24 protein-coding genes are annotated in these 24,690 nt (G+C 62.3%); 16 read left to right on the plus strand and 8 right to left on the minus strand.

The genetic code is table 11. From position 1 onward, the window contains the following. From tssC to AD659_RS07660, 10 genes are all read left to right on the plus strand, one after another. Positions 1-1,482: a type VI secretion system contractile sheath large subunit gene (tssC, locus tag AD659_RS07615; protein ID WP_053119869.1), complete on the plus strand. Its 1,482-nt coding sequence runs from the start codon at positions 1-3 to the stop codon at positions 1,480-1,482. Between the two features lie 283 nt (positions 1,483-1,765). Then, entirely contained in the window at positions 1,766-2,263 is a 498-nt protein-coding gene (locus AD659_RS07620; protein ID WP_053119872.1) for an Hcp family type VI secretion system effector, read from the plus strand. Positions 2,264-2,276: 13 nt separating this feature from the next. Next, positions 2,277-2,720, plus strand: coding sequence for a type VI secretion system baseplate subunit TssE (tssE, locus tag AD659_RS07625; RefSeq protein WP_053119874.1), 444 nt, complete (start codon positions 2,277-2,279; stop codon positions 2,718-2,720). Further along, positions 2,704-4,494 carry a type VI secretion system baseplate subunit TssF gene (gene tssF, locus AD659_RS07630; protein WP_053119876.1) on the plus strand — a complete coding sequence of 597 codons (1,791 nt, stop codon included), beginning with the start codon at positions 2,704-2,706 and terminating at the stop codon, positions 4,492-4,494. Before tssE ends, tssF begins: the two co-directional genes overlap by 17 nt. Then, positions 4,458-5,483: a type VI secretion system baseplate subunit TssG gene (tssG, locus tag AD659_RS07635; RefSeq protein WP_053119879.1), complete on the plus strand. Its 1,026-nt coding sequence runs from the start codon at positions 4,458-4,460 to the stop codon at positions 5,481-5,483. The genes tssF and tssG overlap by 37 nt, the downstream gene beginning before the upstream one ends. Position 5,484: 1 nt before the next feature. Then, the gene (tssH, locus tag AD659_RS07640) at positions 5,485-8,028 is read left to right on the plus strand and encodes a type VI secretion system ATPase TssH (protein ID WP_053119881.1); all 2,544 of its coding nucleotides are present in this window, start codon (positions 5,485-5,487) and stop codon (positions 8,026-8,028) included. 75 nt (positions 8,029-8,103) lie between these two features. Beyond that, positions 8,104-8,670: a hypothetical protein gene (locus tag AD659_RS07645; protein ID WP_053119883.1), complete on the plus strand. Its 567-nt coding sequence runs from the start codon at positions 8,104-8,106 to the stop codon at positions 8,668-8,670. An 11-nt stretch (positions 8,671-8,681) separates the two neighbouring features. Next, positions 8,682-10,691, plus strand: a complete 2,010-nt coding sequence (locus tag AD659_RS07650; RefSeq protein ID WP_053119885.1) for a type VI secretion system Vgr family protein — start codon at positions 8,682-8,684, stop codon at positions 10,689-10,691. 13 nt (positions 10,692-10,704) lie between these two features. Next, positions 10,705-11,241 carry a toxin-antitoxin system YwqK family antitoxin gene (locus tag AD659_RS07655; RefSeq protein ID WP_053119887.1) on the plus strand — a complete coding sequence of 179 codons (537 nt, stop codon included), beginning with the start codon at positions 10,705-10,707 and terminating at the stop codon, positions 11,239-11,241. Positions 11,242-11,556: 315 nt separating this feature from the next. After that, the gene (locus AD659_RS07660) at positions 11,557-12,282 is read left to right on the plus strand and encodes a CPBP family intramembrane glutamic endopeptidase (protein ID WP_053119889.1); all 726 of its coding nucleotides are present in this window, start codon (positions 11,557-11,559) and stop codon (positions 12,280-12,282) included. 34 nt (positions 12,283-12,316) lie between these two features. On the opposite strand, the gene AD659_RS07665 is transcribed toward AD659_RS07660, so the two are convergent. Beyond that, positions 12,317-12,943, minus strand: a complete 627-nt coding sequence (locus AD659_RS07665) for a hypothetical protein (RefSeq protein ID WP_053119891.1) — start codon at positions 12,941-12,943, stop codon at positions 12,317-12,319. 113 nt (positions 12,944-13,056) lie between these two features. Here AD659_RS07665 and AD659_RS07670 point away from each other — a divergent pair, with 113 nt between their 5' ends. Further along, positions 13,057-13,434, plus strand: a complete 378-nt coding sequence (locus AD659_RS07670) for a hypothetical protein (RefSeq protein ID WP_082341955.1) — start codon at positions 13,057-13,059, stop codon at positions 13,432-13,434. A 150-nt stretch (positions 13,435-13,584) separates the two neighbouring features. Here AD659_RS07670 and AD659_RS07675 read toward each other — a convergent pair whose 3' ends face one another. The 4 genes from AD659_RS07675 to AD659_RS07690 all read right to left on the minus strand — a co-directional run bounded on the left by AD659_RS07675 (position 13,585) and on the right by AD659_RS07690 (position 17,252). Next, entirely contained in the window at positions 13,585-14,289 is a 705-nt protein-coding gene (locus AD659_RS07675; RefSeq protein WP_053119893.1) for a tRNA (adenine(22)-N(1))-methyltransferase, read from the minus strand. Positions 14,290-14,304: 15 nt separating this feature from the next. Then, a complete protein-coding gene (locus tag AD659_RS07680) occupies positions 14,305-15,231 on the minus strand; it encodes a Gfo/Idh/MocA family protein (protein ID WP_053119895.1) in 927 nt (308 codons plus the stop codon). Positions 15,232-15,349: 118 nt separating this feature from the next. Beyond that, positions 15,350-16,144: a DeoR/GlpR family DNA-binding transcription regulator gene (locus tag AD659_RS07685; RefSeq protein ID WP_053119897.1), complete on the minus strand. Its 795-nt coding sequence runs from the start codon at positions 16,142-16,144 to the stop codon at positions 15,350-15,352. A 100-nt stretch (positions 16,145-16,244) separates the two neighbouring features. Next, the gene (locus tag AD659_RS07690) at positions 16,245-17,252 is read right to left on the minus strand and encodes an aldo/keto reductase (protein WP_053119899.1); all 1,008 of its coding nucleotides are present in this window, start codon (positions 17,250-17,252) and stop codon (positions 16,245-16,247) included. A gap of 91 nt (positions 17,253-17,343) precedes the next feature. Between AD659_RS07690 and AD659_RS07695 the strand changes: the two genes are divergently transcribed. Further along, positions 17,344-18,237, plus strand: a complete 894-nt coding sequence (locus AD659_RS07695; RefSeq protein ID WP_053119901.1) for a LysR family transcriptional regulator — start codon at positions 17,344-17,346, stop codon at positions 18,235-18,237. A 114-nt stretch (positions 18,238-18,351) separates the two neighbouring features. Here the strand turns inward: AD659_RS07695 and AD659_RS07700 are convergent, their stop codons facing one another. Continuing rightward, entirely contained in the window at positions 18,352-18,693 is a 342-nt protein-coding gene (locus AD659_RS07700) for a YajG family lipoprotein (RefSeq protein ID WP_053119902.1), read from the minus strand. A 152-nt stretch (positions 18,694-18,845) separates the two neighbouring features. Between AD659_RS07700 and AD659_RS07705 the strand changes: the two genes are divergently transcribed. Continuing rightward, positions 18,846-19,082, plus strand: coding sequence for a hypothetical protein (locus AD659_RS07705; RefSeq protein ID WP_053119904.1), 237 nt, complete (start codon positions 18,846-18,848; stop codon positions 19,080-19,082). Positions 19,083-19,271: 189 nt separating this feature from the next. Here AD659_RS07705 and AD659_RS07710 read toward each other — a convergent pair whose 3' ends face one another. After that, positions 19,272-20,144: a hypothetical protein gene (locus tag AD659_RS07710; RefSeq protein ID WP_053119906.1), complete on the minus strand. Its 873-nt coding sequence runs from the start codon at positions 20,142-20,144 to the stop codon at positions 19,272-19,274. Between the two features lie 113 nt (positions 20,145-20,257). On the opposite strand from AD659_RS07710, the gene AD659_RS07715 reads away from it, so the two are divergent. Next, complete coding sequence (locus AD659_RS07715; protein WP_053119908.1) at positions 20,258-20,743, plus strand: thiol-disulfide oxidoreductase DCC family protein; 486 nt, start codon at positions 20,258-20,260, stop codon at positions 20,741-20,743. Between the two features lie 104 nt (positions 20,744-20,847). On the opposite strand, the gene AD659_RS07720 is transcribed toward AD659_RS07715, so the two are convergent. Further along, positions 20,848-22,035 (minus strand): XylR family transcriptional regulator, encoded by a 1,188-nt coding sequence (locus AD659_RS07720; RefSeq protein WP_053119911.1) that lies wholly within the window; start codon positions 22,033-22,035, stop codon positions 20,848-20,850. A 155-nt stretch (positions 22,036-22,190) separates the two neighbouring features. Here AD659_RS07720 and xylA point away from each other — a divergent pair, with 155 nt between their 5' ends. Next, positions 22,191-23,507 carry a xylose isomerase gene (gene xylA, locus AD659_RS07725; RefSeq protein ID WP_053119913.1) on the plus strand — a complete coding sequence of 439 codons (1,317 nt, stop codon included), beginning with the start codon at positions 22,191-22,193 and terminating at the stop codon, positions 23,505-23,507. Between the two features lie 146 nt (positions 23,508-23,653). Further along, positions 23,654-24,655 (plus strand): D-xylose ABC transporter substrate-binding protein, encoded by a 1,002-nt coding sequence (xylF, locus tag AD659_RS07730; protein WP_053119915.1) that lies wholly within the window; start codon positions 23,654-23,656, stop codon positions 24,653-24,655. The last annotated feature ends 35 nt before the right edge of the window (positions 24,656-24,690 follow it).

The raw sequence follows: 24,690 nt of genomic DNA on the forward strand, positions 1-24,690 counted from the left end.
ATGCCTGCTTCATCCAGCGCTCAAACCAGCGAGAGCACGACCCAGACCCTGTCCCTGCTGGACAAGATCATCGCCGAAGGCCGCATGGCCCACGACGACAGCCAGCAAGACTACGCCCGCGACATGCTGGCCGAATTCGCCACCCAGGTCCTCGACGAAGGCATGGCCATCGACAAGGACACCGTGGCGATGATCAACGACCGCATCAGCCAGATCGACCAGTTGATCAGCGCCCAGCTCAACGAAGTGCTGCACCATCCCGAGCTGCAGAAGCTCGAAGCGTCCTGGCGCGGCCTGCACCTGCTGGTACAGAACACCGAAACCAGCACCCGGCTGAAATTGCGCCTGCTCAACGTCACCCAGAAAGAACTGCAGAACGACCTGGAAAAAGCCGTCGAATTCGACCAGAGCGCCTTGTTCAAGAAAATCTACGAGGAAGAATATGGCACCTTCGGCGGGCATCCGTTCAGCCTGCTGGTGGGCGACTACACCTTTGGCCGGCATCCGCAGGACATCGGCCTGCTGGAAAAACTCTCGAACGTCGCCGCCGCCGCGCACGCGCCGTTCATTGCCGCCGCCAGCCCGCGACTGTTCGACATGACCAGCTTCACCGAACTGGCGATCCCCCGGGACCTGTCGAAGATTTTCGAGAGCCAGGAGCTGATCAAGTGGCGCGCCTTCCGTGAAAGCGAAGACTCGCGCTACGTGTCCCTGGTGCTGCCGCACTTCCTGCTGCGCCTGCCCTACGGCCCGGAAACGCTGCCGGTGGAAGGCATCAACTACGTCGAAGACGTCAACGGCACCGACCACAGCAAATACCTGTGGGGCAACGCCGCCTGGACGCTGGCGCAACGCATCACCGAAGCCTTTGCCAAATACGGCTGGTGCGCGGCGATTCGCGGGGCCGAGGGCGGTGGCGCGGTCGAAGGCCTGCCGGCCCATACGTTCCGCACCAGCTCCGGAGACCTGTCGCTCAAATGCCCGACCGAAGTGGCAATCACCGACCGCCGTGAAAAAGAACTCAACGACCTGGGCTTCATCTCCCTGTGCCACAAGAAAAACAGCGACGTGGCAGTGTTCTTCGGCGGCCAGACCACCAACAAGGCCAAGGTCTACAACACCAACGAGGCCAACGCCAACGCGCGGATCTCGGCGATGTTGCCATACGTACTCGCGGCTTCGCGTTTCGCCCATTACCTGAAGGTGATCATGCGCGACAAGGTCGGCAGTTTCATGACCCGCGACAACGTGCAGACCTATCTCAACAACTGGATCGCCGACTACGTGCTGATCAATGACAACGCGCCGCAAGAGATCAAGGCGCAGTACCCGTTGCGCGAAGCCCGGGTGGACGTGACGGAGGTGGCCGGCAAGCCCGGCGCCTACAAGGCCACGGTATTCCTGCGGCCGCATTTCCAACTGGAGGAACTGACCGCCTCGATCCGCCTGGTGGCGACGTTGCCGCCGCCGGTAGCTGCCTGACCACGGCGTGGCTGTGTGACCGTGTGACTGTGTGGCTGGAGAGCTTTTTGTGGCGAGGGAGCTTGCTCCCGCTGGACCGGTCCGACGCTTCGGGCGCAGCAGTCCCAAAAAAGAGGGGCCGCTGCGCGACCCAGCGGGAGCAAGCTCCCTCGCCACAAAAGCTCCATTGCCACAAAAGCTCTCTAGCCACAAAAAGCTTCTAGCCACAGCAAGCGCATTGGCCACGGGTTAATTCATCGGTATCGGGCACTGCGTCATTCGTCTTCTTCAGGAGTTCCACACAATGGATGCAATCATTCTCGACCTCGGCGGCGACATCAAGGGCGACAGCCTGCTGGAGGGCTACACGGACAAGATCGAGGTCATGTCCTACAGCCATAACGTGGCCATGCAGGTCACCAATGATGTCAGCAACTCGGAACGCACCTCCGGCCGGCCTCACGTCGGCGAATTCACCCTGACCAAATTCGTCGACAGTTCCACCCCTTCGCTCAACGAATATTGCTGCGCGGGCAAGCCCATTCCGCAGGCGATCATCACCATCGGTCGTAACGCTGCCGAGGGCAGTGGCAAGCTCATGCCGTTCATCATCTACACCCTGACCAACGTCGTGCTGTCCAACGTCAGTGTCAGCGGCGGCACCGGCGGCAAACCAGTGGAAACCCTGTCGCTGAACTTCACCAAGATCAAATGGGAGCTCACCGCACAGAAAGACGACGGCACCAAGGAAGGCACGGCGGGCACGACCTGGGACCTGGCCGCCAACAAAATGACCAAGTAAGGAAGCCGCGCCCATGGCTGGCTTCGGGCTGCGCCCGCCCCTGTTCGAACGCCTGGCCAGCCTGGCGGACGATACCGGGCGGGTGTTCGACCGACAGGCGTTGCAGGACTCGGTGCATGCCGAACTGTCGCGCCTGTTCAACACCCGTCGCGGCCCACGGGCGCTGACCGAACCACCGAGCATCCTCGACTACGGCATCGCCGACTGGACCGCGCTGCAACAGCAGCGCAGCGATGACCGTCGCCAACTGACCCGGGAAATCCGCCAGGCCATCAGCCACTTCGAACCGCGTCTGCGCCTGGGCGAGGTCGAGGTCTGTCCGGTGCCGGGCCATCCGCAACAACTGTGCATACGACTGTCGGGCGAGCTACGCGGCGACCTGCACGCCTGGCCCGTGGCCTTTGTCATCGAGCACGCCGGCGACGGCCTTGAGGTGCGCCATGAGCGACTCGATTGACCCGCAACTGCTGGACTATTACCAACGCGAACTGACTTGGTTGCGTCATGCCGGGAGTCTGTTCGCCGAGCGTTATCCCAAGGTCGCCCGGCGCCTGGAGCTGTCCCCCGGCGAATGCCCCGACCCCCACGTCGAGCGCCTGCTGGAAGGGTTCGCCCTGCTCGCCGCGCGCTTGCAACGGCGGCTGGATGACGACTACGCCGAATTCAGCGATGCCCTGCTCGAACAGCTTTACCCGCTGGCCATGCGGCCCTTGCCGTCGTGTGCCATCGTGCAGTTCGAACCCGACCCGAGCAAAGGCAACTTGAACGAGGGTTATCCGCTGCCCCGCGACACCCCGCTGTTCGTCACCACGGACAAAGGCCAGAGCATTCATTTTCGCACCACGGCTGCTGTGCATTTGTGGCCGGTACAGGTCAGCGAAGCGTTGCTGCTGGGCAGCGATGAAGCCCAGGCGCTGACCGGGGTGGTCCAGGCTCGCTCGGCCTTGCGCCTGGAACTGGGCTGCCTGGGGAAAAGCCAATGGTCGACGCTGGGAATCGACTCGCTGCGGGTACACCTCGCGGCGTCACCGATGATCAACGCCGGGCTGTACGATTTGCTGGGCGCTCACGCCATCAAGGTCTTGGCCGGCGCGCCGGGCAGCGTGCCGGAGCCACTGAAGGGCTTGCCACAGATCGTCGGCTTCGCCAGCGACCAGGCCCTGCTGCCGGACGAGGACGGCGTGCACCCTGGTATGCGCCTGCTGGCCGAGTACTTTGCCTTCCCGGATAAATTCAGCTTCTTCGACCTGCCCCTGGCCGGCGCCACCAGCGACAGCCAATCGTTGTACCTGTACATCGTGTTCGACCGCGCCCCCAGCAGTCGCCTGCCGCTCCAGGCCAGCGACATCGCTTTGGGCTGCACCCCGGTGATCAACCTGTTTCCCCGGACGTCCGAACCGCTGCGCCCGGACGGCACCCGCAGCGAGTATCGGCTGGTGGCCGACAGTCATCGGGAAAACAGCGTCGAGATCCACAGCATCCGGGGCATGCGCGCCATCTCCAGCCAGGGCGTGCGCAAAGTGCCGGCCTATTACGGCAGCCAGCATGGCAGCGACCAACCCTGCTATTGGCATGCACGCCGGGTCAGCGGCATGAGCCCGAACCGGCTGGGCACCGACTTGATGATCAGCCTGGTGGACACCCAGTTCGACCCGCTGGCCGACACCCGCGACTACAGCCTCACCGCCGAACTGCTGTGCACCAACCGCCACCTGGCCCAAAACCTGCCGGCCGGCACGCCCCTGGGTTTCGAGCGTCCGGGGCCGGTGGCCTGGGCCCGCCTGCGCAACCCACCCAGCCCGCAAAGCCTGCCGCGGCTGGACGGTGAATCGCGCTGGCGGCTGGTGTCGCAATTGACCCTCAACCATCTGTCACTGGTCGAAGGTCCCCAGGCACTGGATGCCCTGCGCGAGATTCTCGAATTGCACAACCTGCGGGACGAAGCCAGCGCCCACCGCCAGATCGAAGGGGTAACCGGACTGGGCTGCGACCGGGTCATCGCCCATGTCGGCGAAGACGCCTGGCGCGGTTGGCGAAACGGCCTGGAGGTGCGCCTGCAACTGGACTCGCAACACTTCGTCGGCAGCAGCGCCGTGCTGTTCTCCGGGGTGCTGGCGCAGTTCTTTTCCCTGTACGCCACCGCCAATCGCTTCGTGCGCACCGTGCTGGTCCAGTCCGACAAGGAGGTCAAGACATGGCAACCCCAAGCCGGCAAACCCCTGGTGCTCTGAACCTGAGCGAGCGACTGCGGCGCGACCCGCAACGCTTCGAATGGCTCCAGGCCCTGTTAGTGCTCGAACGTGAACAGCCCCAGGCCGAGCCCCTGGGCAGCGGCACCGCGCCGCACGCCGAGGCCTTGCGCTTGCGTGGGCCCTTGACGCCGCTGTTTGCCGCCAGTGAAGTCGAGAGCCTGAGCCAGGAACCCGGCTTGCCGCCCACCCTGACCACACCGATCTTCGGCCTCGGTGGTCCGGACGGTCCGCTGCCCTACGCCTATCAGGAATGGCTGCAGCAACGGGCGCGGGCGAAGGACCATGCCCCAGCGGAATTCCTCGACCTGTTCCAGCATCGCCTGCTCAGCCTGCTGTACAAGGTGATGCGCAAACATCGCATCGCCCTCGGTTTTACCACCCCGGGCGCGTCCGCCGTACACGCGCAACTGCGCGCATTGACGGGCCTGCTGCCCAAGGCCTTGCAGGAACGCCAGGCCGCCCCCGACTCGGCAGTCCTGGCCTGCACCGCGCTGTATGCCGATGGCCGGCGCTCCCTGGACGGGTTCGCGGCGATTGTCCGTGAACAGTTCGGGCTGCCCGTGGAGCTCAGCGCCTACGAAGGGGGCTGGCGTGAAATCCCGCCGGCCAGCCGCAGTCGCTTGCACCTGGGCGGACGCAACCTGCGCCTGGGACGCAACGCAGTGGCCGGCACCCGGGTGTGGGATGAACACGCCGGCGTGCGCCTGACCCTCGGCCCGCTGAGCATGGCCCAGGCCAGCGCATTGCTGCCCATCGGCGAGACCCATCCGCTGCTCGCCAGCCTTTATGCCCTGTATTTCGGCCCAGACCTGGATTGCACCCTGGTGCTGCTGGTCCGCGGCGCCGGCCCGCTGCAACTGGGCCGCCAGGCCACACCACGGCTGAATTGGAACGGTGGCCTGCAACGCCAGCCGAGCCTGGCCGTGCAACGGATCGAAACCCGCCTTCGTCAGCCGGAGATCGCCTGAAATGGAACTGGCCAGCCTGATCGGACGCCTCAACCCGGAAAACCGCCGCGCCCTGGAACGGGCCGCACAACGCTGCATGCAGCGCAGCCATCACTATGTGGAAATCGAACACCTGCTGTTGGAACTGCTCGATATCGAGAGCGGTGACTTCGCCTGCCTGCTGCCGCGTTTCGGCCTGGAACGTGACGCGGTGGCCGCGGAAACCAACAAGGCCCTGGACCTGTTCAAATCCGGCAGCACCCGCACGCCCGCCCTGTCGGCGCAAACCATCGGCCTGCTGGAAGATGCCGTGGTCCAGGCCAGTGTGCTGGGCCTGGACAGCATCCGCTCCGGGCTGTTGCTCCTGGCACTGCTGGACCGTGACGAGCGCCGCAGCCTGCTGCTCAACAGCGCCTCGTCGTTGCTGCGTATCCCCCGCGATGCGCTGCGCACCCATCTATTGGAATGGACCGAAAGCTCCCGTGAGCATGTCGGCGGCGTGCGCCCGGCCAAACCCGGCGAAGCACCACAAAAACAGGACCCGGTGCTCGACCAGTACACCCAAGACCTGACCGCCGACGCCCGGAACGGCCGCATCGACCCCATCGTCGGTCGCGATGGCGAGATCCGCCAGTGCATCGACATTCTCCTCAGGCGCCGGCAGAACAACCCGATCCTGGTGGGCGCGCCGGGGGTCGGCAAGACCGCCGTGGTGGAAGGCCTGGCCCTGCGCATCGCCGCCGGGGATGTGCCGCCGTCGCTACAGGAAGTCACCTTGCGTGTACTCGACCTGGGCCTGTTGCAGGCCGGTGCCGGGGTCAAGGGCGAGTTCGAACAGCGCCTCAAGGGCGTGATCGACGCGGTACGCAGCGCGGAAAAACCGATCATCCTGTTCATCGACGAAGCCCACACACTGATCGGCGCCGGCGGTGCCGAAGGCGGCAGCGATGCGGCCAACCTGCTCAAGCCGGCCCTGGCCCGGGGCGAACTGCGCACCCTGGCCGCCACCACCTGGCTGGAGTACAAGAAATACTTCGAGAAAGACCCGGCCCTGGCCCGCCGCTTCCAGTTGGTGCAGGTCGAGGAGCCGGACGAACTCACCGCCGTGGAAATGCTCCGGGGCGTGGCGAGCAAACTGGAACAGCACCACGGCGTGCAAGTGCTGGACGCCGCCATCCACGAGGCGGTGAAGCTGTCCCACCGCTACATCTCCGGGCGCCAGTTGCCGGACAAAGCCATCAGCGTGCTCGACACCGCCTGCGCCCGGGTCGCCCTCGGCCAGCACGACGTGCCACCGCCCCTGGAAAGCCTGCGTCACCGGCAGAACAGCCTCAAGGATGAAGTCGAACGCCTGCGCCGGGAACAGGCCACCGGTCTGGATCATCGCGAACGCATCACCCTGCTGGAAAGCGAATCGACCAGCAACGTGCAGGCCATCCGCGAGCTGGAAACCCGCTGGGGCGAAGAGCGCGAAGCCGTGCGCGAACTGCTCGATACCCGGCGCGAACTGCTCGCCCTGAGCGAACGCGCCGACGGTGAAAAAGCCGACACCGAGATCGATAACCGCATCGACCACCTGGCCGCCGAACTGCTGCGCCTGGAGGCCGGTCTCGATGCCATTCGCCAAGACGATCCGCTGGTGCCCGAACAGGTGGACAGCAAGACCGTCGCCGCGGTGATCGCCGGCTGGACCGGCATCCCGGTCGGCAAGATGCTCGCCGACGAAGCCCATGCCGTGCGCACCCTCGGCCAGCGCATGGGCCAGCGGGTCATGGGCCAGGGCACGGCGCTGAACACCATCGCCCAACGCCTGCAAGCCTACCGCGCCGGCCTTACCGACCCGCAGAAGCCGGTCGGCGTGTTCCTGCTGGTGGGCCCCACCGGCGTGGGCAAGACCGAAACCGCCTACGCCCTGGCCGATGCCTTGTACGGCGGTGAGCGCAACCTGATCAGCATCAACCTCTCGGAGTACCAGGAAGCTCACACCGTCAGCCAACTCAAAGGCGCCCCACCCGGCTACGTCGGCTATGGCAGCGGCGGCGTGCTCACCGAAGCGGTGCGGCGCAAACCCTATTCCGTGGTGCTGCTGGATGAAATCGAAAAGGCCCACCCGGACGTGCTCGAAGCCTTCTACAACGTCTTCGACAAAGGCCTGATGGAAGACGGCACCGGCCTGGTGGTGGACTTCAAGAACACCGTGATGCTCGCCACCAGCAACGTCGGCGCCGAGTTGCTGCTGGACACGCCGACCGCGCAACTGGGCAGCGACGCCTTCAACGAAGCTTTGCACAAAGTGCTGCTGCAAGCGTTCCGCCCGGCCTTTTTGGCGCGCATGACGGTGGTGGCGTACCGGCCGCTGGATGAGGCGACGCTGGAGGGAATCGTGCTGGCGAAGTTGGAGAAGTTGCGCGGGCGCTACAAGGCGGCAACGGGCAAGCAGTTCGAATTCGATGCGGGAATCGTCAAGGCGGTGTTGGCCAAATGCAGCGCGGCCGGGGCACGGGATGTCGAGAATGTATTGATGACGCAGGTGACGGGAAAGCTGGCGGAGTGGGTGTTGGAATGACTTGCCCTGGGCTTCAGGCGGTGAAGTGTCGTTTTTCACCTTGTATTTATTCATGACCAATGGAAGGACGTTGCCATGCTGAAGGCAAGACTTGAACTGGAAAAACGCCATCTTTGTCCCACCTTCGCCAATACTCACGCAGGCATCGTCAGTTTCGACCTGCGCCTTGATATTGATCGAGACTTGCTGGCGTTGGCAGACGGCAACTCGCATCGTGCCTACTACCTGCCGTGGAATCCTGACGCGGGATTCTATGTCGACCTCCCTGCGACCCCGACGGGCAACGACCCACTCCTGTTCCTCACTGCCAACCTGACAGGCTGTTGCGTGGGAATCCAGAACTTCGGCGGGTTCATCAGGGTTCGACACTACAACCTGTACACCACGGGCAATCAGAATCCGATCTTCTCCCAGGATGATCTTTTCCGCTATGGCACCAACGTTTCCTGGCTGCTGCCGTCGGACAAATACAATGTTCCCGCCATCCAACGGGCGGCCCCGTATACCCATGGAGGGCCGTGGGCCGAAGCCGTCCTGTGGGGCGAGTACGTCGCCACCTACTGGCCATTCACTTCGAAGTGGCACTTCTACTACCAGAATGGAAACGCCAATAAAGTTATCCATGAATTGAATTACCAGTAGCAGGCCTTTCAATGCCCCGCTCCACCGACAGCAACACCACCCTCTCGCTCACCGCCGCCACGCTGTCGGCGCTGTACCCTGAATCGCTGTCTGGCGAAGAGCGCCTCAATGCCTTGGGTTCGCACATCCTCAACGGCATCAACGACGGCGCCTCGCTGGACCTCACCACGGCCGTCGCCAGCCATGTGACCACCACGCTGCACAAGGACGCTTTGCTGCGCCCACTGGATTGGCTGGTGGCCGAAATCCGCCAACTCCCTGCCGACGCCACCGCCGAGCGTTATCAGCTGTTGCTCCGGCCCTGGCTCTGGTGGTTGAGCCTGGCCAGCAACAACCGCGTGTTTCAGAACCTCGCCACCTCGGACATCGTCACCACGATTTTCAACGCCCACGGTTTTACCGATTTCCAGCTCAAGCTCAGCGGCAGCTACACACCCCGCGAGTACTGCGTGCAATACGGCGAAACCGACCTGGCCTTCGTCTCGCGCCTGTTGGAAGAAGACGGAATTTTCTGGTTCTTCAGCCATGAAGACGGCAAGCACACCCTGGTTCTGGCAGACAGCAACGACGCCTTCGCCCCCATCCCCAATGGACCGACGGTGAGTTATCTCGGGCAGAAACTGGGGGAGCGAGAGCTGCACGGCATCCGCTCAGGACAGATGTGCCTGCAAGCGGTGGCCGGGGTTTACCAGGCCACCGATTATGAATTCACCACACCGACCACCTCACTCTTCAGCCAGGCCGAAGCCGTGGCCGGGCCGAGTTCGATGTACGAACATCCGGGCAGCTATACCGCCAAGGCCCAGGGCGATGCGCTGACCAAACAGCGGGTGGACGGTCTGCGCAGCCAGGAGAAACGTTTTGTCGGCGAAAGCGACTGTCGCTGGCTGGTGCCGGGGTATTGGTTCACCCTCGCCGGTCATGAAGACCCGACGTTGAATATCGATTGGGTGGTGACCGCGGTCAGCCATGAAGCCAGTCATGAAAGCTATCGCAATCGCTTCGAAGCGATTCCCAAGGCCACGGCTTATCGCCCGGCCCGCGTCACGCCAAAACCGCGCATGCACACCCAGACGGCCGTGGTGGTGGGCAAGGCCGGCGAAGAAATCTGGACCGATGAATACGGCCGGATCAAGTTGCAGTTCCCCTGGGACCGCACCGGCAAGAACGACGAGACCTCCTCCTGCTGGGTACGCGTGGTCTTGCCCTGGAGCGGCAAGGGCTTTGGCATGCAGTTCGTGCCGCGCATCGGCCAGGAAGTCATCGTCACCTTCATCGACGGCGACCCGGATCGGCCCTTGGTCACCGGTTGCGTCTACAACGGCGACAACGCCCTGCCCTACGCGCTGCCGGCGAACCAGACCCAGTCCGGGATCAAGACCAACTCGTCCAAGGGCGGTGGCGGTTTCAACGAGTTGCGATTCGAAGACAAGAAGGACGCCGAGGAGGTGTTCCTCCAGGCGCAAAAGGACTTCAACATCAACGTGCTCAACGACACCACCGCCACCGTCGGCCACGACGAAACCCTCACGGTGCAGAACGCCCGCACCCGCACGGTGAAGGACGGCGACGAGACCGTCACCCTGGAGAAAGGCAAGCGCAGCGTAACCATCCAGACCGGCAGCGACAGCCTCGACGTGAAGGACACCCGCACCGTCACCGTGGGCTCGGACCAGACCCACAGCACCGGCGGCAACTATGACCACAAGGTCACCGGCAACTACAGCCTGACCGTGGACGGCAACCTGACCATCAAGGTCAGCGGCACCCTGACCCTGGAAAGCAGCGGCAGCTTCGCCATCAAGAGCGGCGCGGACCTGGCGGCCCAGGCCAGCACCTCCATCAGCCACAAAGCCGGCACGGCCCTGAGCAACCAGGCCGGGACGTCATTGGAAAACAAGGCCGGCACCACCCTCACCAATGACGCCGGTATCAGCCTGGTGAACAAGGCGGCCGCCGAACAGACCGTGGATGGCGGTGGCATGCTGACGATCAAGGGTGGCCTGGTGAAGGTCAACTGACGGGAGCGCGGCAATGACCACGAAAAGACTGGACCTGGAACGCGGCGACAGTCGGCTGGACGGGCAACTGGTCGATGGCCGGCTCGACGGCCCGTTGCAGATCGAAGAGGCCCAACGTCCACAAGCGAAGCTCAACTACAGCCAAGGTGAACTGCAAGGCACCAGCACCCTGTACCACCCCAACGGCAAGGTCTCGGCGGTGTTGCCGTTCGTAAAGGGAAAGTTGCAGGGCGTAGCGAGCTTCTACGCGGCCGAAGGCGGCTTGCAGCGCCAGGCCACGTACCGCCGCGGGTTGTTGCACGGTGAAGCGAACAACTACTTTCCCGACGGGCAACTGGCCGAAGCCGAAGTCTATCGCGACGGCGTGCGTGACGGCCGCTACCGCCGCCTGCACCCCAACGGCAACCCGGCGGTCGAGGCCCGTTACCTCAATGGCCAACTGCTGGAACCGGCCCAGGCCTACGCTGAAGACGGCCGGCCACTGGACCCCGAGGGCAAACCCATCTCCCGGCTGCGCTGGTGGTTCAGGCGCTGGAGCGAACCCGCATAAGCAAGCCCCCCCTGCTTATTCTGTGGGAGCGAGCCTGCTGGCGATGGCGGTGGGTCAGTTTGCATCGATGTTGACGGTGCCGCCGTCTTCGCGAGCAGGCTCGGTCCCACAATGGTCCAGCGCCGAATGCAAAGAGTCGAGATATTCCATCGCTCTCGTCGATGACCTGAGCCCTGTTAATCACCACTGTTACCCTCCCGGCAAGCACCGAGTCACAGGGCCAATTGCCTACCTACGCACAAAGCCGACAGGAACGCATACCAGACAATCAAAACACTGGCATCATGCTTTTTTCCTTGCACTCATGGAGTGACTGTGACGAATCTATCTGCCGCCCTTGAGTTTGCACCCGCCTCTGTTTCAGCCCCCTACCGCTTCTTTCCCCGGCTCGGAATGTTTGTGCTTGCCACCCTGGTGGTCTTCCTGGCCGCGATGCCCGAAATCCTTTTCGTCCCCGCAGACATGCAAGCCTACCTGGCGTTCACGACCACCTCAGGTATCACCGCGCTCATACTCCTCGGCCTCTTCGCCTTACAACACCGTTCAGACTCGGGCACCCCGTGGCGCGGTCATTCCATCGGCAAACCCTTGCAGTGGGGGGCAATTGGCATCGTCGGGGCCTACCTTCTTTTCGGGGTCGCCGTCTTCGTGCTCGGGTTGCCCCGTGAGGTGTTCATGGCCGAACTCCTGGACGGGCTCAACCGTTGGCAAACTGCGATCAAGATTGCCTCGCTGATCGTGCTGCCGCCCATCGCCGAAGAGTTGTTCTTCCGCCATTACCTGTTCCGGCTGTTCCCCTACGAGAACAGCCGTGCCTGGACATGGGTCGCGATCATCGTGACGTCGGCCGTTTTTGCCGGCATGCACATCCAATACGGGAATTGGATAACCGTGGTCCTGATCTTCGCCTGTGGCGGGGTGTTCGCCATCGCCAGAGTGGTCAGCGGTGGCCTGCTGGTGCCGGTGCTCCTGCATTCGCTGGCCGAGATTGTCGCCCTGACCACGGACAAGTCTTTCTCCGTGATGGGGCTTTACGGTTGAGCCAGCCGTGCCAGGCCAACGTTGCTCCATGGCTTTACGGCGCCTGAACCTCGACTTGCGGCAGAGGCCTCTCGCCCAACGGCGAGTAATGCATGGTCAGAACCGCCCACCTCAGTCCTTCCACACCCGGTACGGTGTCGGAGGCCTTGGATGAATGCTCAACGTAGCCGGCATAATTCTCAACGTGTAAGAGATGCTCTTTCCAGCGCTTTTCCTCAAAGTTCACGCCAAAGATAATGACGCTGCCCGTGGCCACCTTTTCCGCCTGGGCTTTCAACCGGGTCATGTACCAATAGTCTCTGGCCGCACTGTCGAACATCTTGCCCTGATTGGCATTGGCAAAAGGGGTCTTGAGTTCAATGAAGTGAAAGCGCTTTTCATCCTGGTCGCGAATCCACAAGTCGCATTGCTTGGTGACGATATCCATCTGCGACCAACGCTGGTCGAGCGCCACCTTGTACTCGACACCCACATCGGCCAGCTCACGGTCGGGGCCACGAAGCCCACGGGCGTGGATCAACCAGAAATAAAACTCGAATTTCAGCCAGCCTTCGAAACCGTTGGCCAAGGCACTGATGGAGGATGGCAGGTATTTGCGGTCCTCCTTCCACGATTGCATGAAGTCGCGAAACGCTGACGCGACGTCAGGGATTCCGGGCATGGGGCACTTCCTTGTATCGGCCTGAGGATTTTCGGCATAGTGCCATCACCCTCCTACTGGCTACAATGCCGGGCCATGAATTCGCGAACGCCAGCACTCAAACAGGGGCAACAATGAACATTCACGCCGCGTACCTCGGATTGTTTGCCTCGACACTCTCCTTCCTGTGCCCGCCCGTCCAGGCCTCGACGTGGCAGATCTGCCATATGGAGTTGCGTATCGTCGAGGTCCTGAAACGCCCTTATCCGCAGCTCCAGGCGCAGGTGATGAAAGTCAGGCCGAAGTCCGCCTCGGTGGAGTGTCCCCAGCAAGGTGCGTTGCTCACCTTCACTCCGGAAACCCCGGACTACCAAGCCACGCTCCCGCGCCGCCAATGGCCCGGCAAAGGACAATCGGTACAGGTCGACTACCGCTACCTGGACGGCATGTGTAAAGGCGACGGCAATTCGTATGCGTGCCGTATCAAGCACTACCCGGTGGTGGGTCGATAAGCCGTGGCATTGTTCAAGGCTGTGAAGCCATTGATGGCCTCATCGCGAGCAAGCTCCCCACAGGGATTGTGGATGTTCACAGCATCCCGATTCGCCACAAAACCATTTGTGGGAGCGAGCTTGCTCGCGATAACGTCGGGACATCCAACCTCAATGCAACTCAGCCAATAGCTCAGTGATCCATCGAACCTGCCGGGCAGTATCTTGCAGCTTCTGCTCGGGCACGGCTTGTCGTGCCTTGGCGAAGCTGGCGAGGGTCTTTTGCTTCTGGCGCAGCAGGCGCTGCCACTTGGCGAGAAACGTCGGGCTGCGGGCTTGCATCTGCAGCGGGCCGAAGTACAACTCCTCAGCGCTGTATGTCACCGGCTTACCGCGCTCGGCAACGATGATCTCGTAGTAGAAGCGGTTTTCCCGCAGCACTTCCTCGCAGAGGATGCGGTAGCCGTTGTCCATCAGCCATTGGCGCAGCGGTTGCTCGCCGCCGTTGGGCTGCAGGATCAGGCGCTCCCGCCCACTCAGTCGCGCTTTGCCGCTGTCCAGGATGTCGCGGATCGTCTCACCGCCCATGCCGCAAAGGCTGACCGCCGTGATCCCATCTTCCGGCTCGATGGCCGCCAGGCCATTGGCCAGGCGCACGCTGATCCGCTGCTCCAGGCCATTTTCGCCCACCGTGCGTTCAGCGGCGCGAAACGGCGTCAATGCCACCTCGCCGGCCACCGCCGTCGCGATGACGCCACGATGCAGCAAGGCCACCGGTAAGTAAGCGTGATCCGAGCCGATATCGGCCAGGTGCGCGCCCGCCGGCATATGCGCCGCCACACGCTCCAGGCGCAGGGACAAGGTCTGTTCGTTCAACTGCAGTTCCCTGGGTTAATCGTAGAACGGCTCGACCGCCATCCGACTGCCGACAAAAAAGCTGTCCGCGACCAACCGCAGTGGCTGCAGGTCCATGTCACTGGCCTTGTCGTTGACCAGTTGTTGGAAATGCCGATAAACCGCGGCGTACTCGCCTTCCTCGGAGACGGCCTGGCGCACGCCGTCGATGCTCAACAGTGCACCGCCGTTGTCCAGGCGCAACACGCCTTCGGCGCAGCGAATCTCGATGCTCCAGAGTTCGTCATGACCATGGTCGAAATCGAACTCCGCACGGACATCGAGGAGGCGCGCGTCGGCCATCTTGATGCTGGCGGCAATCGGCGATTGGCAGTTGTCCGGCACGCGCAACTCGGCGGATTCAACGAACAACGGCAGTGCCAGCAGATGGGTCGCGATCGACAAGGCATTGATGCCCGGATCGAAGACACCCAGGCCACCGGGTTGCCAGATCCACGCCTGGCCCGGGTGCCATTTGCGCACGTCTTCCTTCCAATCGATCTGCACGCTGTGCAAGGTGCGACTTGCCAGCCAGTCTCGGGCCGCCTCGATGCCCGGGGCGTAACGCGAATGCCAGGCGAACAGGCCACTGACGCCTTGCTCGCGAACCTGCTCCACCAAGGCCATGGCTTCCCCCAGCGTGGCGCACGGCGGCTTTTCCACCAGGACGTGCTTGCCGGCCGCCAGCGCCTGTTGCACCAGGGCGAATCGGCCTTGCGGCGGTGTACAAAACGCAATCGCATCGACCTGCGGGCCGTTTTCCAGCAATTCACCCAGGGACCGGAAGTTCTCCACCCCGGCGCAAGGTTGCCCTTGCGTGGCGACCGCCACCAATTGGAATGCGGGGTTGGCGTGGATGGCTGGAACGTGTTGGTCCTGGGCAATCTTGCCGTAGCCCACCAGACCGAGACGAATCGGTTGCATCGATGACTCCTGATTTTTTGTACTTGTGATCGGCCAGCAAACTAGACGCAAATCGCCTGGCGGACAATGGGGGCCGTGCAGTATCTATTCGATTGTCCTGCCCAGTAGGGCCAAGACATCACGCCCGTCGCTGTTCACAGGCAGCGGTCACGACGTTGGTCACCCGACCGAAAAAGGGTTCGAGTCGCTCAGGCGGCGCGTCGTGCTCCACCACCAGGGCGGCGACCTCTTCGCAGGAGGCCACCTGGTAGTGGGCAACGCTGGACAGTTTTTCATTGGTCACCGCCGTGATCACCTGTCCACTTGCCGCGACCACCGCACGCTTGAACTCCGCATCATCCAGGCCAAACGCCGTGACGCCATTGTCCGGATCGATGGCGCAAGCACCAAGGAAACACACGTCAAAACTGAACTGGCGCAATTGCTGGACAGCCGTCAGCCCGATCACACCACCGGCGACTGGATTCAAGCGGCCACCCAGCAGGATCACTTCGGCACGGGGCAGTTTCATCAACTGAACCGCAATCAACGGCGAGTTGGTGGTAAGGGTCAATTGCAGGTGCGGATCGATGGCGCAGGCAATCGCCAGGTTGGTCGAACCGGCGTCGATGAAGACGTGTTGGCCCGCACGCAACAGCGCAGCCGCCGCTTGGCCGAGGCTGCCCTTGCGCGCCGGGTCTTTGCGCACACGCACTTCCATCGACCCCTCGGCAGCGGGCACGAGGATCGCGCCGCCATAAACGCGTTTGCACACCCCCGCCGCTGCCAATGCGCCCAGGTCACGCCGGATCGAGTGTTCGGAGACATTGAATTCGCTGGCCAGATCCGCCGCGATCACCCGGCCATACCGGGCGAGACGCTGGCTGATCAATTGCTGGCGTTCGCCGGGGAACGCTTCGTGAGGAGAAGTCATGACATTACAACCTGCATAAACGAGCACTAATGATCACAATCGAGCAAATAGTGCCGGTTATGCAGGGAGGCGTCAAACCCGAGCGCTCGCGCGATAAACCTCAAGCGCCTCCAGGAACATTGGTCCCCATGCCCAACGGCAGGAAGGGTTGGATCTCGTCGATTTCCTCGGCGCTGAGACGCAGTTGTGAACCGGCGATCAGCCCATCAACCTGCCCGGGACGGCGCGCACCGACGATGGCGCCGGTCACCACCGGTTTGCGTAGCACCCAGGCGATGGCAACTGCCGCCGCACTGACCCCGTGCCGTTCGCCGATACCGGCCAAGACCTCGACCAGCGCCAGGTTCGCGCTCAAGCGAGGCTCCTGGAAGTCCGCGCTTCGCGCCTTGCGCCAATCGTCGTCGGGCAACTGGGCGATGCGTTCGCGCGTCATACTGCCGGAAAGCAACCCCGATTGGAGGGTGGAATAGGCCAGGAGACCCATTGCGGCCTGCTCGCAAAATGGCAGGACGTCTTCCTCGATGTCTCGCATCAAGGCCGAATATGGCGGCTGGAGTGAAACGATCTCGGTCACCGCCCGGGCCCGCTTGAGTTGCGCGACATCGAAATTGGAGACGCCGATAGCGCGAATTTTTCCCTGTTCGCGGGCAGTGGCCAAGGCCGAAAGCGCCTCCTCGATCCCTTCACTGCTGCCGTCGGCAGGAAAGGCCGGCCAATGGATCTGATAAAGGTCGATGGTTTCGACTTGCAAGCGACGCAGGCTTGCCTCGACCTCGGCGAGCAATGACTGAGGCGCCAGCGAGTGTGAGATCGCCTGTGTGACCGGGTCCCAGACCAGGCTGCCCTTGGTGAACACCAATGGACGGCGCGAAGCCGGTACCCGACGCAACAACTGTCCGACCAATTGCTCGGCATGACCCAAGCCATAAACCGCCGCCGTATCGATCCAGTTCACACCGCGCTCGACGGCGTATTCAAGGGCACCGAGGCTGTCTTCGTCATCCTGCGCGCCCCAACTGTATTCCCAGCCGGCACCGGCAATGGCCCAGGTTCCTAGTCCAATGGGGGAAATCAGGAAGTCAGACGATCCAAGACGATTTTTTTGCATAGCGGTTCTCCACGGATGATGTGGGCAGTATCCGCGAGCGGTCTCATGACGATAAGATGGGTAATCGCATTTGAACTACTGAACATAATTCATGAGTAAACACCCCGATCTTTCCGAACTGGACGCCTTTGCCGCCGTCGCGCGCCATCGCAGCTTTCGCAAGGCCGCCGACGAGCGTGGCGTTTCGGCTTCTGCATTGAGTCACGCGATGCGAGCACTGGAAGCACGCCTGGGTGTCAGGCTGCTCAACCGCACCACGCGCAGCGTTACCCCGACCGAGGCCGGCCATCAGCTTTTGGCAACGCTGGCCCCTACCCTGCAGCAGGTTGCCGATGCCTTGGCGCAATTGACCTCGCTGCAGGACGTGCCCACCGGCAAGCTTCGCCTCAACGTGGCGCGTCCGGCGGCACGTGCGATATTTGCAAAAGTGCTCGGACCGTTCGTGGCCAGGTATCCGCGTATTCAACTGGACCTGGTCACCGATGACGGCTTGACCGATATCGTGAGCGGCGGTTTTGACGCCGGCGTGCGCTTTGGCGAAAGCCTGGCCGGCGACATGATCGCCGTCCCTGTCGGCTCACCTCAATCGTTCGTGACCGTGGCCGCGCCGACCTACCTGGCCGCAAAGGGGGTCGCCCAGGCGCCACGGGACTTGCTCGACCATGCCTGCATCGCCCGGCGTTTTCCCAGCGGCAAACTCTATGCGTGGGAGTATCAGGCCGATGGGCAGCCGATCCGTTTGTCCGTCACCGGTCCGCTTATTCTTGAAGACGATGCGTTGATGATCCAGGCGGCGAAAGATGGCGCCGGGATTGCTTATGTCTACGAGGAGTTGGCGCGCGACGACCTGCGCAATGGGCATCTCACGGAACTGCTTGCGCACTGGAAAGCGCCGCCAAGCCGGTTTTTTCTCTATTACCCCAGCCGACGCCATGTGCCGCCGGCCCTCAAAGCGCTCATCGAGTTCATCCGGGCGGATGATTGACTAACCTGAAACCGGCAGGCAAAAAAAGCCCCGCGACCGAAGACGGTGCGGGGCAAGGGAATTGGTTGGTTGCGGCCAACCAAAGGAGCACGGTGAAAAACGTTTACGGGCCGGTCAGATGCATTCCTGTGCAGCGCGTTCAAAACTTGAAGGCAAGAGGTTGGAAGCCAGCAGATGGCGCTCGTAGATGAACACCTTGCCACCGCTGCCGGCCTTGTAGGCTTCCAGCACGTTGTCCGCCGACACTTTGCTCGGCACCACGATGCGGTAGCTGCGCTGGGTCTGCGAGACCATCGGGTTCAAGGCTTTGCCCTGCAACTTCGGTACGACGCATTCGGCGTATTGGGCTGGTGTCTTGCTGGTCTGCAAGGTCAGCGTCGGATCGTTCGGTGCCGAGGCACAACCGGCCAGCAACAACGGGGAAAACGCCAGGGCAAGCAAAAATAAACGGCGCATGGGTTGGGGTCCTGAAAATAAAAATACTGGGCTGCGTGTTCGATGGCGCTGATTTTCCAATGATTGCCGGCAAAGCAGAACTTGCATTTGGTAATGGTCACTATTACTTCTAGCAATAGTTGCAAGCCGAGAAAGATTGATGAGGTCTATCCATGAGAACGTTTGATCTGATCCGCGACGCGGTATTGCCCGACTTCCGCGAGCGGGTGGCCGACTACCTGATCCAATACGAAAGCGTGCTGTTGAGCAGCACCGAACCCGACCCGGAGCTCAAGCGGGCTACGGCTAATCAACTGCGTGGTTATCTGCGCGGGCTGAACACGACGCGGGTATTGGGCATGGCGGATTGGGAGGAGCTGGATCGGCGGGTGGTGGATACGTGGCTTTAACGCCCGGCCAAGGACAGCCCGGACTTCCAAGAATGTGCTCGATTCATTGTGGCGAGGGAGCTTGCTCCCGCTGGGCTGCGCAGCAGCCCCAAACCAGGCAACTCAGTGTGCCAGGAAGATCGAGCTCACTGCATTAGGGCTGCTGCGCAGCCCAGCGGGGATAAATCCCCTCGCCACAGATAAATCCCCTCACCGCAATTGCGCCCTGTCCACCAACCGTTGCACCCACGCGGCGTCCTCGTCATTGACCACCCCATAGCGGTTCGGCGGCAGAAAATTCCAGTGATGGGCAGACTCGTCCAGGCGCTTGAGTTCATCGGCAGACAACCAGTACGACGTATCCACCAATGGCATCAACGCACCGTCGAAACGCCAGCCCAATTGCAGGTTCGTGCCGGGCGCGAAAGCAATCGCCAATTGCTGCTGGGGCTGCAGCAGCTTATCCGGCGCCGGCATTTTCCCTACCCGTCCGTATCTGAAGTCGCCCGAAAACTGCTCCTTGAGTACCAGCCAATGCCCCGCCGCGGTCCTGGCCAGGATCCATTGCGACACACCGCTGTCTTGCACGTACTTCATTTTGCCGTCGGACCATTGCATGAGGGTGTTGCAATCCGGGTCATAGTCGTTGGACCACAGGCAGATGCCGGAAACCAGGGTATGGTGTTCAAGCTCGACCAACCCTTGATCGGGCATCGACGCCCAATAACGCTTGGTCGGGTCACGCGTATCGCGCAAGACGTTGTGCGCAATCCACGCAATCATGAACAGCGAGGTGGCAAGCACAAGCCAGCCAAGGGAATCCCCAACGATCCGGTCCAGGTCGACGCCTGGGGCGGATAACCCCTGATAGACCAGCAGCCCCAGCAGAAACGCGAAGCCCGGCAGTACAGGGCCCAGGCACAACGGTGGCACCAGCACCACGACCCAGCTGAAGCGATGCATCGTCGCACGTTCACGCGCCCAGGCCTCCTCCCGAGCAAGCATCGGCGCCCGCTCCCGTGGGCCGATACCAAGATCGGGTGTCTGGAAGCGTGTGAACAGGTTGTAGATATCATCGCTCATGGATCGAATTCATGCCCTTGAAGTCATCATGGTCGAGCGCCCCTTCGGGACGCCCTTTGACACTGGAACAGGCGTATTATTCAGGTAACCAGGCGCCCTGCAGAAACACCATCATGCCCATCTCCCAGACCCGCCCTTCACCCGCCCCCTTGCTCAAGCCAGGCGAGACAGTGGTCCTGTTCGACGGTGTTTGTAAACTGTGCAATGGCTGGGCGAAGTTCCTGATCCGCCATGACCGCGCCCAACGCGTGCGGTTGGCCTCCGTCCAGTCGCCCGCAGGACAAGCGTTGCTGGCCTGGGCGGGCTTGCCCTTGCAGCAGTTCGACACCATGGCCGTGATTCGCGACCGGCATTACTGGGTGCGCTCGGAGGCGATTCTTGAAGTGGTTGCCCTACTGCCCTGGGTTTGGCGTCCGCTGAAACTGCTGCGCTACATCCCTCGCGTGCTTCGGGACTGGGCCTATGATCGTATCGCGCTGAATCGGTATCGGCTGTTTGGCAAATACGACGTATGCCTTTTGCCGAGCCCGGATCATGAGCGGCGTTTCCTGAAGATCTCCACGCCTGGGACCCGCCCGGTGGAACGGGTCGATAGTTAGCCAGCAATAAGCGGGGCCGCTTCGCGCCCCAGCGGGAGCAAGCTCCCTCGCCACAAGAGCGGTTCGGTGGTCTGTCAGTTCATCAAGAGCGGTTCGGCTGTGAGTCAGTGAGCGGCCGCATTTGCCCCCTGCTGATATTCCCGAGGCGTGCAGCCGAATTCGCGGCGAAACACGGTGTGCAGGTATTGCGCCGATTTGAAGCCGCAGTTCTGGGCGATGTCGGCAATCGGCGCGTTGGTGTTTTCCAGTCCGTTGGCGGCGGCCGCCAGTTTGAAGCGCAGGATTTCGTCGTGGACGCTGCAGCCCCGTTCCTTGCGAAAATGCGCTTCCAGCGATGAGCGCGATATACCGACATACGCCGCCACCTGGGCGGTCTTGATGCCCTGGCAGGCGTATTGACGGATGAAGAGCAGTGCCTGCATGACATAGGGGTTGCCCAACGGTTGATGCAGGCTCGACACCTGCACATTGATCGCATCCGGCGGGACCAGGATCTGCGTACCCGTGGACGGCATGCCGTGCAGCATCTGGTGGAGCAGGCGCGCAGCGGTGCGGCCCATGGTTTCGGTGCCCTGGATCACCGAGCTCAGCGGCACCCGCGTCAGGCTGCGAGTGAGCGGGTCATTGTCGATGCCGATCAGGGCCACTTGCTCCGGCACGGCGATGCCGGCGGTCAGGCAGGCTTGCAGCAGTTGCCGGGCGCGGGCGTCGCTGACGGCGATGATGCCGATGGGTTTGGGCAGGCTTTGCAACCAGGCGATCTGCTGTTCGACGGCGCTGTCCCAGAGCGGTGCGCTGGTGCCCATGCCGCGATAGACCTCGGCGTGCAGGCCATCGCGCTGCACCAGTCGGCGGAAGGCTTTCTCCCGTTCCTGGGCCCAGCGATTGGCTTGCGCTTCGGGCAGGCTGAAACAGGCGAAGCGGGTCAGCCCGGCCTCGATCAGGTGTTCGTAGGCCAATTTCATCAACGCGTCATTGTCGGTGGCCACGTAGGGAATGCCCTTCGGGTAGGCGCGTTCATCCTGATAGGAACCGCCCACCGCCACCACCGGCAGCTTGATCCCGGCCAGCGCCTCGCCGATCAGCGGGTCGTCGAAATCGGCAATGATCCCGTCGCCCTGCCAGCGCTCGATGCCTTTCAAGCGACAGAGAAAATCCTCCTCGAGAAACAAGTCCCAGGACGCACGCGTGCTGCTCAGGTAGTTGCCGATGCCGCTGATGATGCCGCGGTCGTAGATCTTGCTGCCATTGAACAACAACGCAATGCGGTGAACGGGCGGGACGGTTTTCATTGGCTTAACCCTGTGCCGGTGCACACAGACTAGGCGCGCGAACAGCGAATCTCAATACTCAAAATCGAACTGCCCGTTGGTGATTTTCATAATCAGCAGCCACGAGGCCGGCGGTAGTATCGGGACACCGCCAAGAATAAAAAGGAAACCTGCACATGCCGTACTTCCCCGGTGTCGACACGATTCGCTACGAGGGCCCTGCCAGCGATTCACCGCTCGCCTTCCGTCACTACGACGCCAACAAGCTGGTGCTTGGCAAACCCATGCGCGAGCACCTGCGCATGGCGGTCTGCTACTGGCATACCTTCGTCTGGCCAGGGTCGGACGTGTTCGGTGCCGGTACGTTCAAGCGCCCCTGGCAGCACGCCGGGGATCCGATGGAAGTGGCCATCGGCAAGGCCGAAGCGGCTTTCGAGTTCTTCTCCAAGCTGGGCATTGACTACTACTGCTTCCACGATACCGATGTCGCCCCGGAAGGCAACTCGCTCAAGGAGTACCGCAACCACTTCGCCCAGATGATCGACCACCTGGAACGCCATCAGGAACAGACCGGGATCAAGCTGCTATGGGGCACCGCCAACTGCTTCAGCAACCCGCGTTTTGCCGCCGGCGCCGCCAGCAACCCCGATCCGGAAGTGTTCGCCTGCGCCGCCGCCCAAGTGTTCAGCGCCATGAACGCCACCCAACGTCTCAAAGGGTCCAACTACGTGTTGTGGGGCGGTCGTGAGGGCTACGAAACCCTGCTCAATACCGACTTGAAACACGAGCGCGAACAGTTGGGCCGCTTCATGCGCATGGTGGTCGAGCACAAGCACAAGATCGGCTTCAAGGGCGACCTGCTGATCGAACCCAAGCCCCAGGAGCCGACCAAGCACCAGTACGATTACGACAGCGCCACGGTGTTCGGCTTCCTGCAGCAGTTCGGCCTGGAAAAGGAGATCAAGGTCAACATCGAAGCCAACCATGCCACCCTGGCCGGTCACAGTTTCCACCACGAGATCGCCACGGCCGTCTCCCTGGGGATTTTCGGCAGCATCGACGCCAACCGCGGCGACCCGCAAAATGGCTGGGACACCGATCAGTTCCCCAACAGCGTCGAGGAAATGACCCTGGCCACCTATGAAATCCTCAAGGCCGGGGGCTTCGGCAATGGCGGGTTCAACTTCGATTCCAAGGTCCGGCGCCAGAGCCTGGACGAAATCGATCTGTTCCACGGTCATGTCGCTGCCATGGACGTCCTCGCCCTCGCCCTGGAACGCGCGGCAGCCATGATGCAGAACGATCAGTTGCAGCAGTTCAAGGACCAGCGCTACGCCGGGTGGCAGAAACCGTTTGGCAAAGCGGTCCTGGCCGGCGACTTCAGCCTTGAATCGCTGGCCGAGCATGCCTTTACCAATGAGCTGAATCCCCAGGCCGTCAGCGGTCGCCAGGAGATGCTCGAGAACGTGGTCAATCGGTTTATATACACCTGACAACGGGCAAAAGTCGGGGCACAGCGGCTGTTACATTCTCGCGACAAATCTGTGCCCACGGCGCCCTGCAACGCTCTACAGTTCTACCCGGTATCACGCTCATCGTCAGGCAGTGTCTTTCAAACAACAATAAAAGGACGCACCACATGAAAAGATTCAAACGTACCCTGCTCGCCGGCGCCCTCGCCCTGCTCTCGCTTCCGGTCATGGCCGATGCGACCCACCCGAAAATCGGTTTCTCCATCGATGACCTGCGCCTGGAACGCTGGTCGCGGGACCGTGACTACTTCGTCGCGGCGGCGGAAAAACTCGACGCCAAGGTCTTCGTCCAGTCCGCCGACGCCAACGAGCAGAAGCAGATCTCGCAGATCGAAAACCTGATCTCCCGGGGCGTCGACGTGATCGTCATCGTGCCGTTCAACGCCACCGTGCTGACCAACGCCGTCGCCGAAGCGAAGAAGGCCGGGATCAAGGTCGTGTCCTACGATCGGCTGATCCTCAATGCCGATATCGACGCCTACATTTCCTTCGATAACGAAAAGGTCGGCGAGATGCAGGCCAGCGGCGTGCTGAAGGCCGCGCCCAAGGGCAACTACTTCCTGCTCGGTGGCGCGCCCACGGACAACAACGCCAAGGTCCTGCGCGAAGGCCAGATGAAGGTGCTGCAACCGGCCATCGACAAGGGTGACATCAAGATTGTCGGCCAGCAGTGGGTGAAGGAATGGAACCCCACCGAAGCCTTGAGCATCGTGGAAAACGCCCTGACCCGGAACAACAACAAGATCGATGGCATTGTCGCCTCCAACGACGCCACCGCCGGCGGCGCCATCCAGGCCCTGGCCGCGCAGAAAATGGCCGGCAAGGTGCCGATCTCGGGCCAGGACGCCGACCTCGCGGCGGTCAAGCGCGTGATCGATGGCACCCAGACCATGACCGTCTACAAGCCGCTGAAACTGATCGCCTCCGAAGCCGCCAAGCTTTCGGTGCAACTGGCGCGCAACGAGAAACCGACCTTCAGCTCGCAGTACGACAATGGCAGCAAGAAAGTCGACACCATCCTGCTCACCCCTACGCCGTTGACCAAGGACAACATCGACCTGCTGGAAAAGGACGGGTTCTATACCAAGGCGCAGATCGCCGGGCAGTGACCTGACCGGGCAATCAACTGGTGGGACCTGTGGGA

This window comes from Pseudomonas thivervalensis (genome assembly GCF_001269655.1).
In the GTDB taxonomy this organism is placed as follows: domain Bacteria; phylum Pseudomonadota; class Gammaproteobacteria; order Pseudomonadales; family Pseudomonadaceae; genus Aquipseudomonas; species Aquipseudomonas thivervalensis.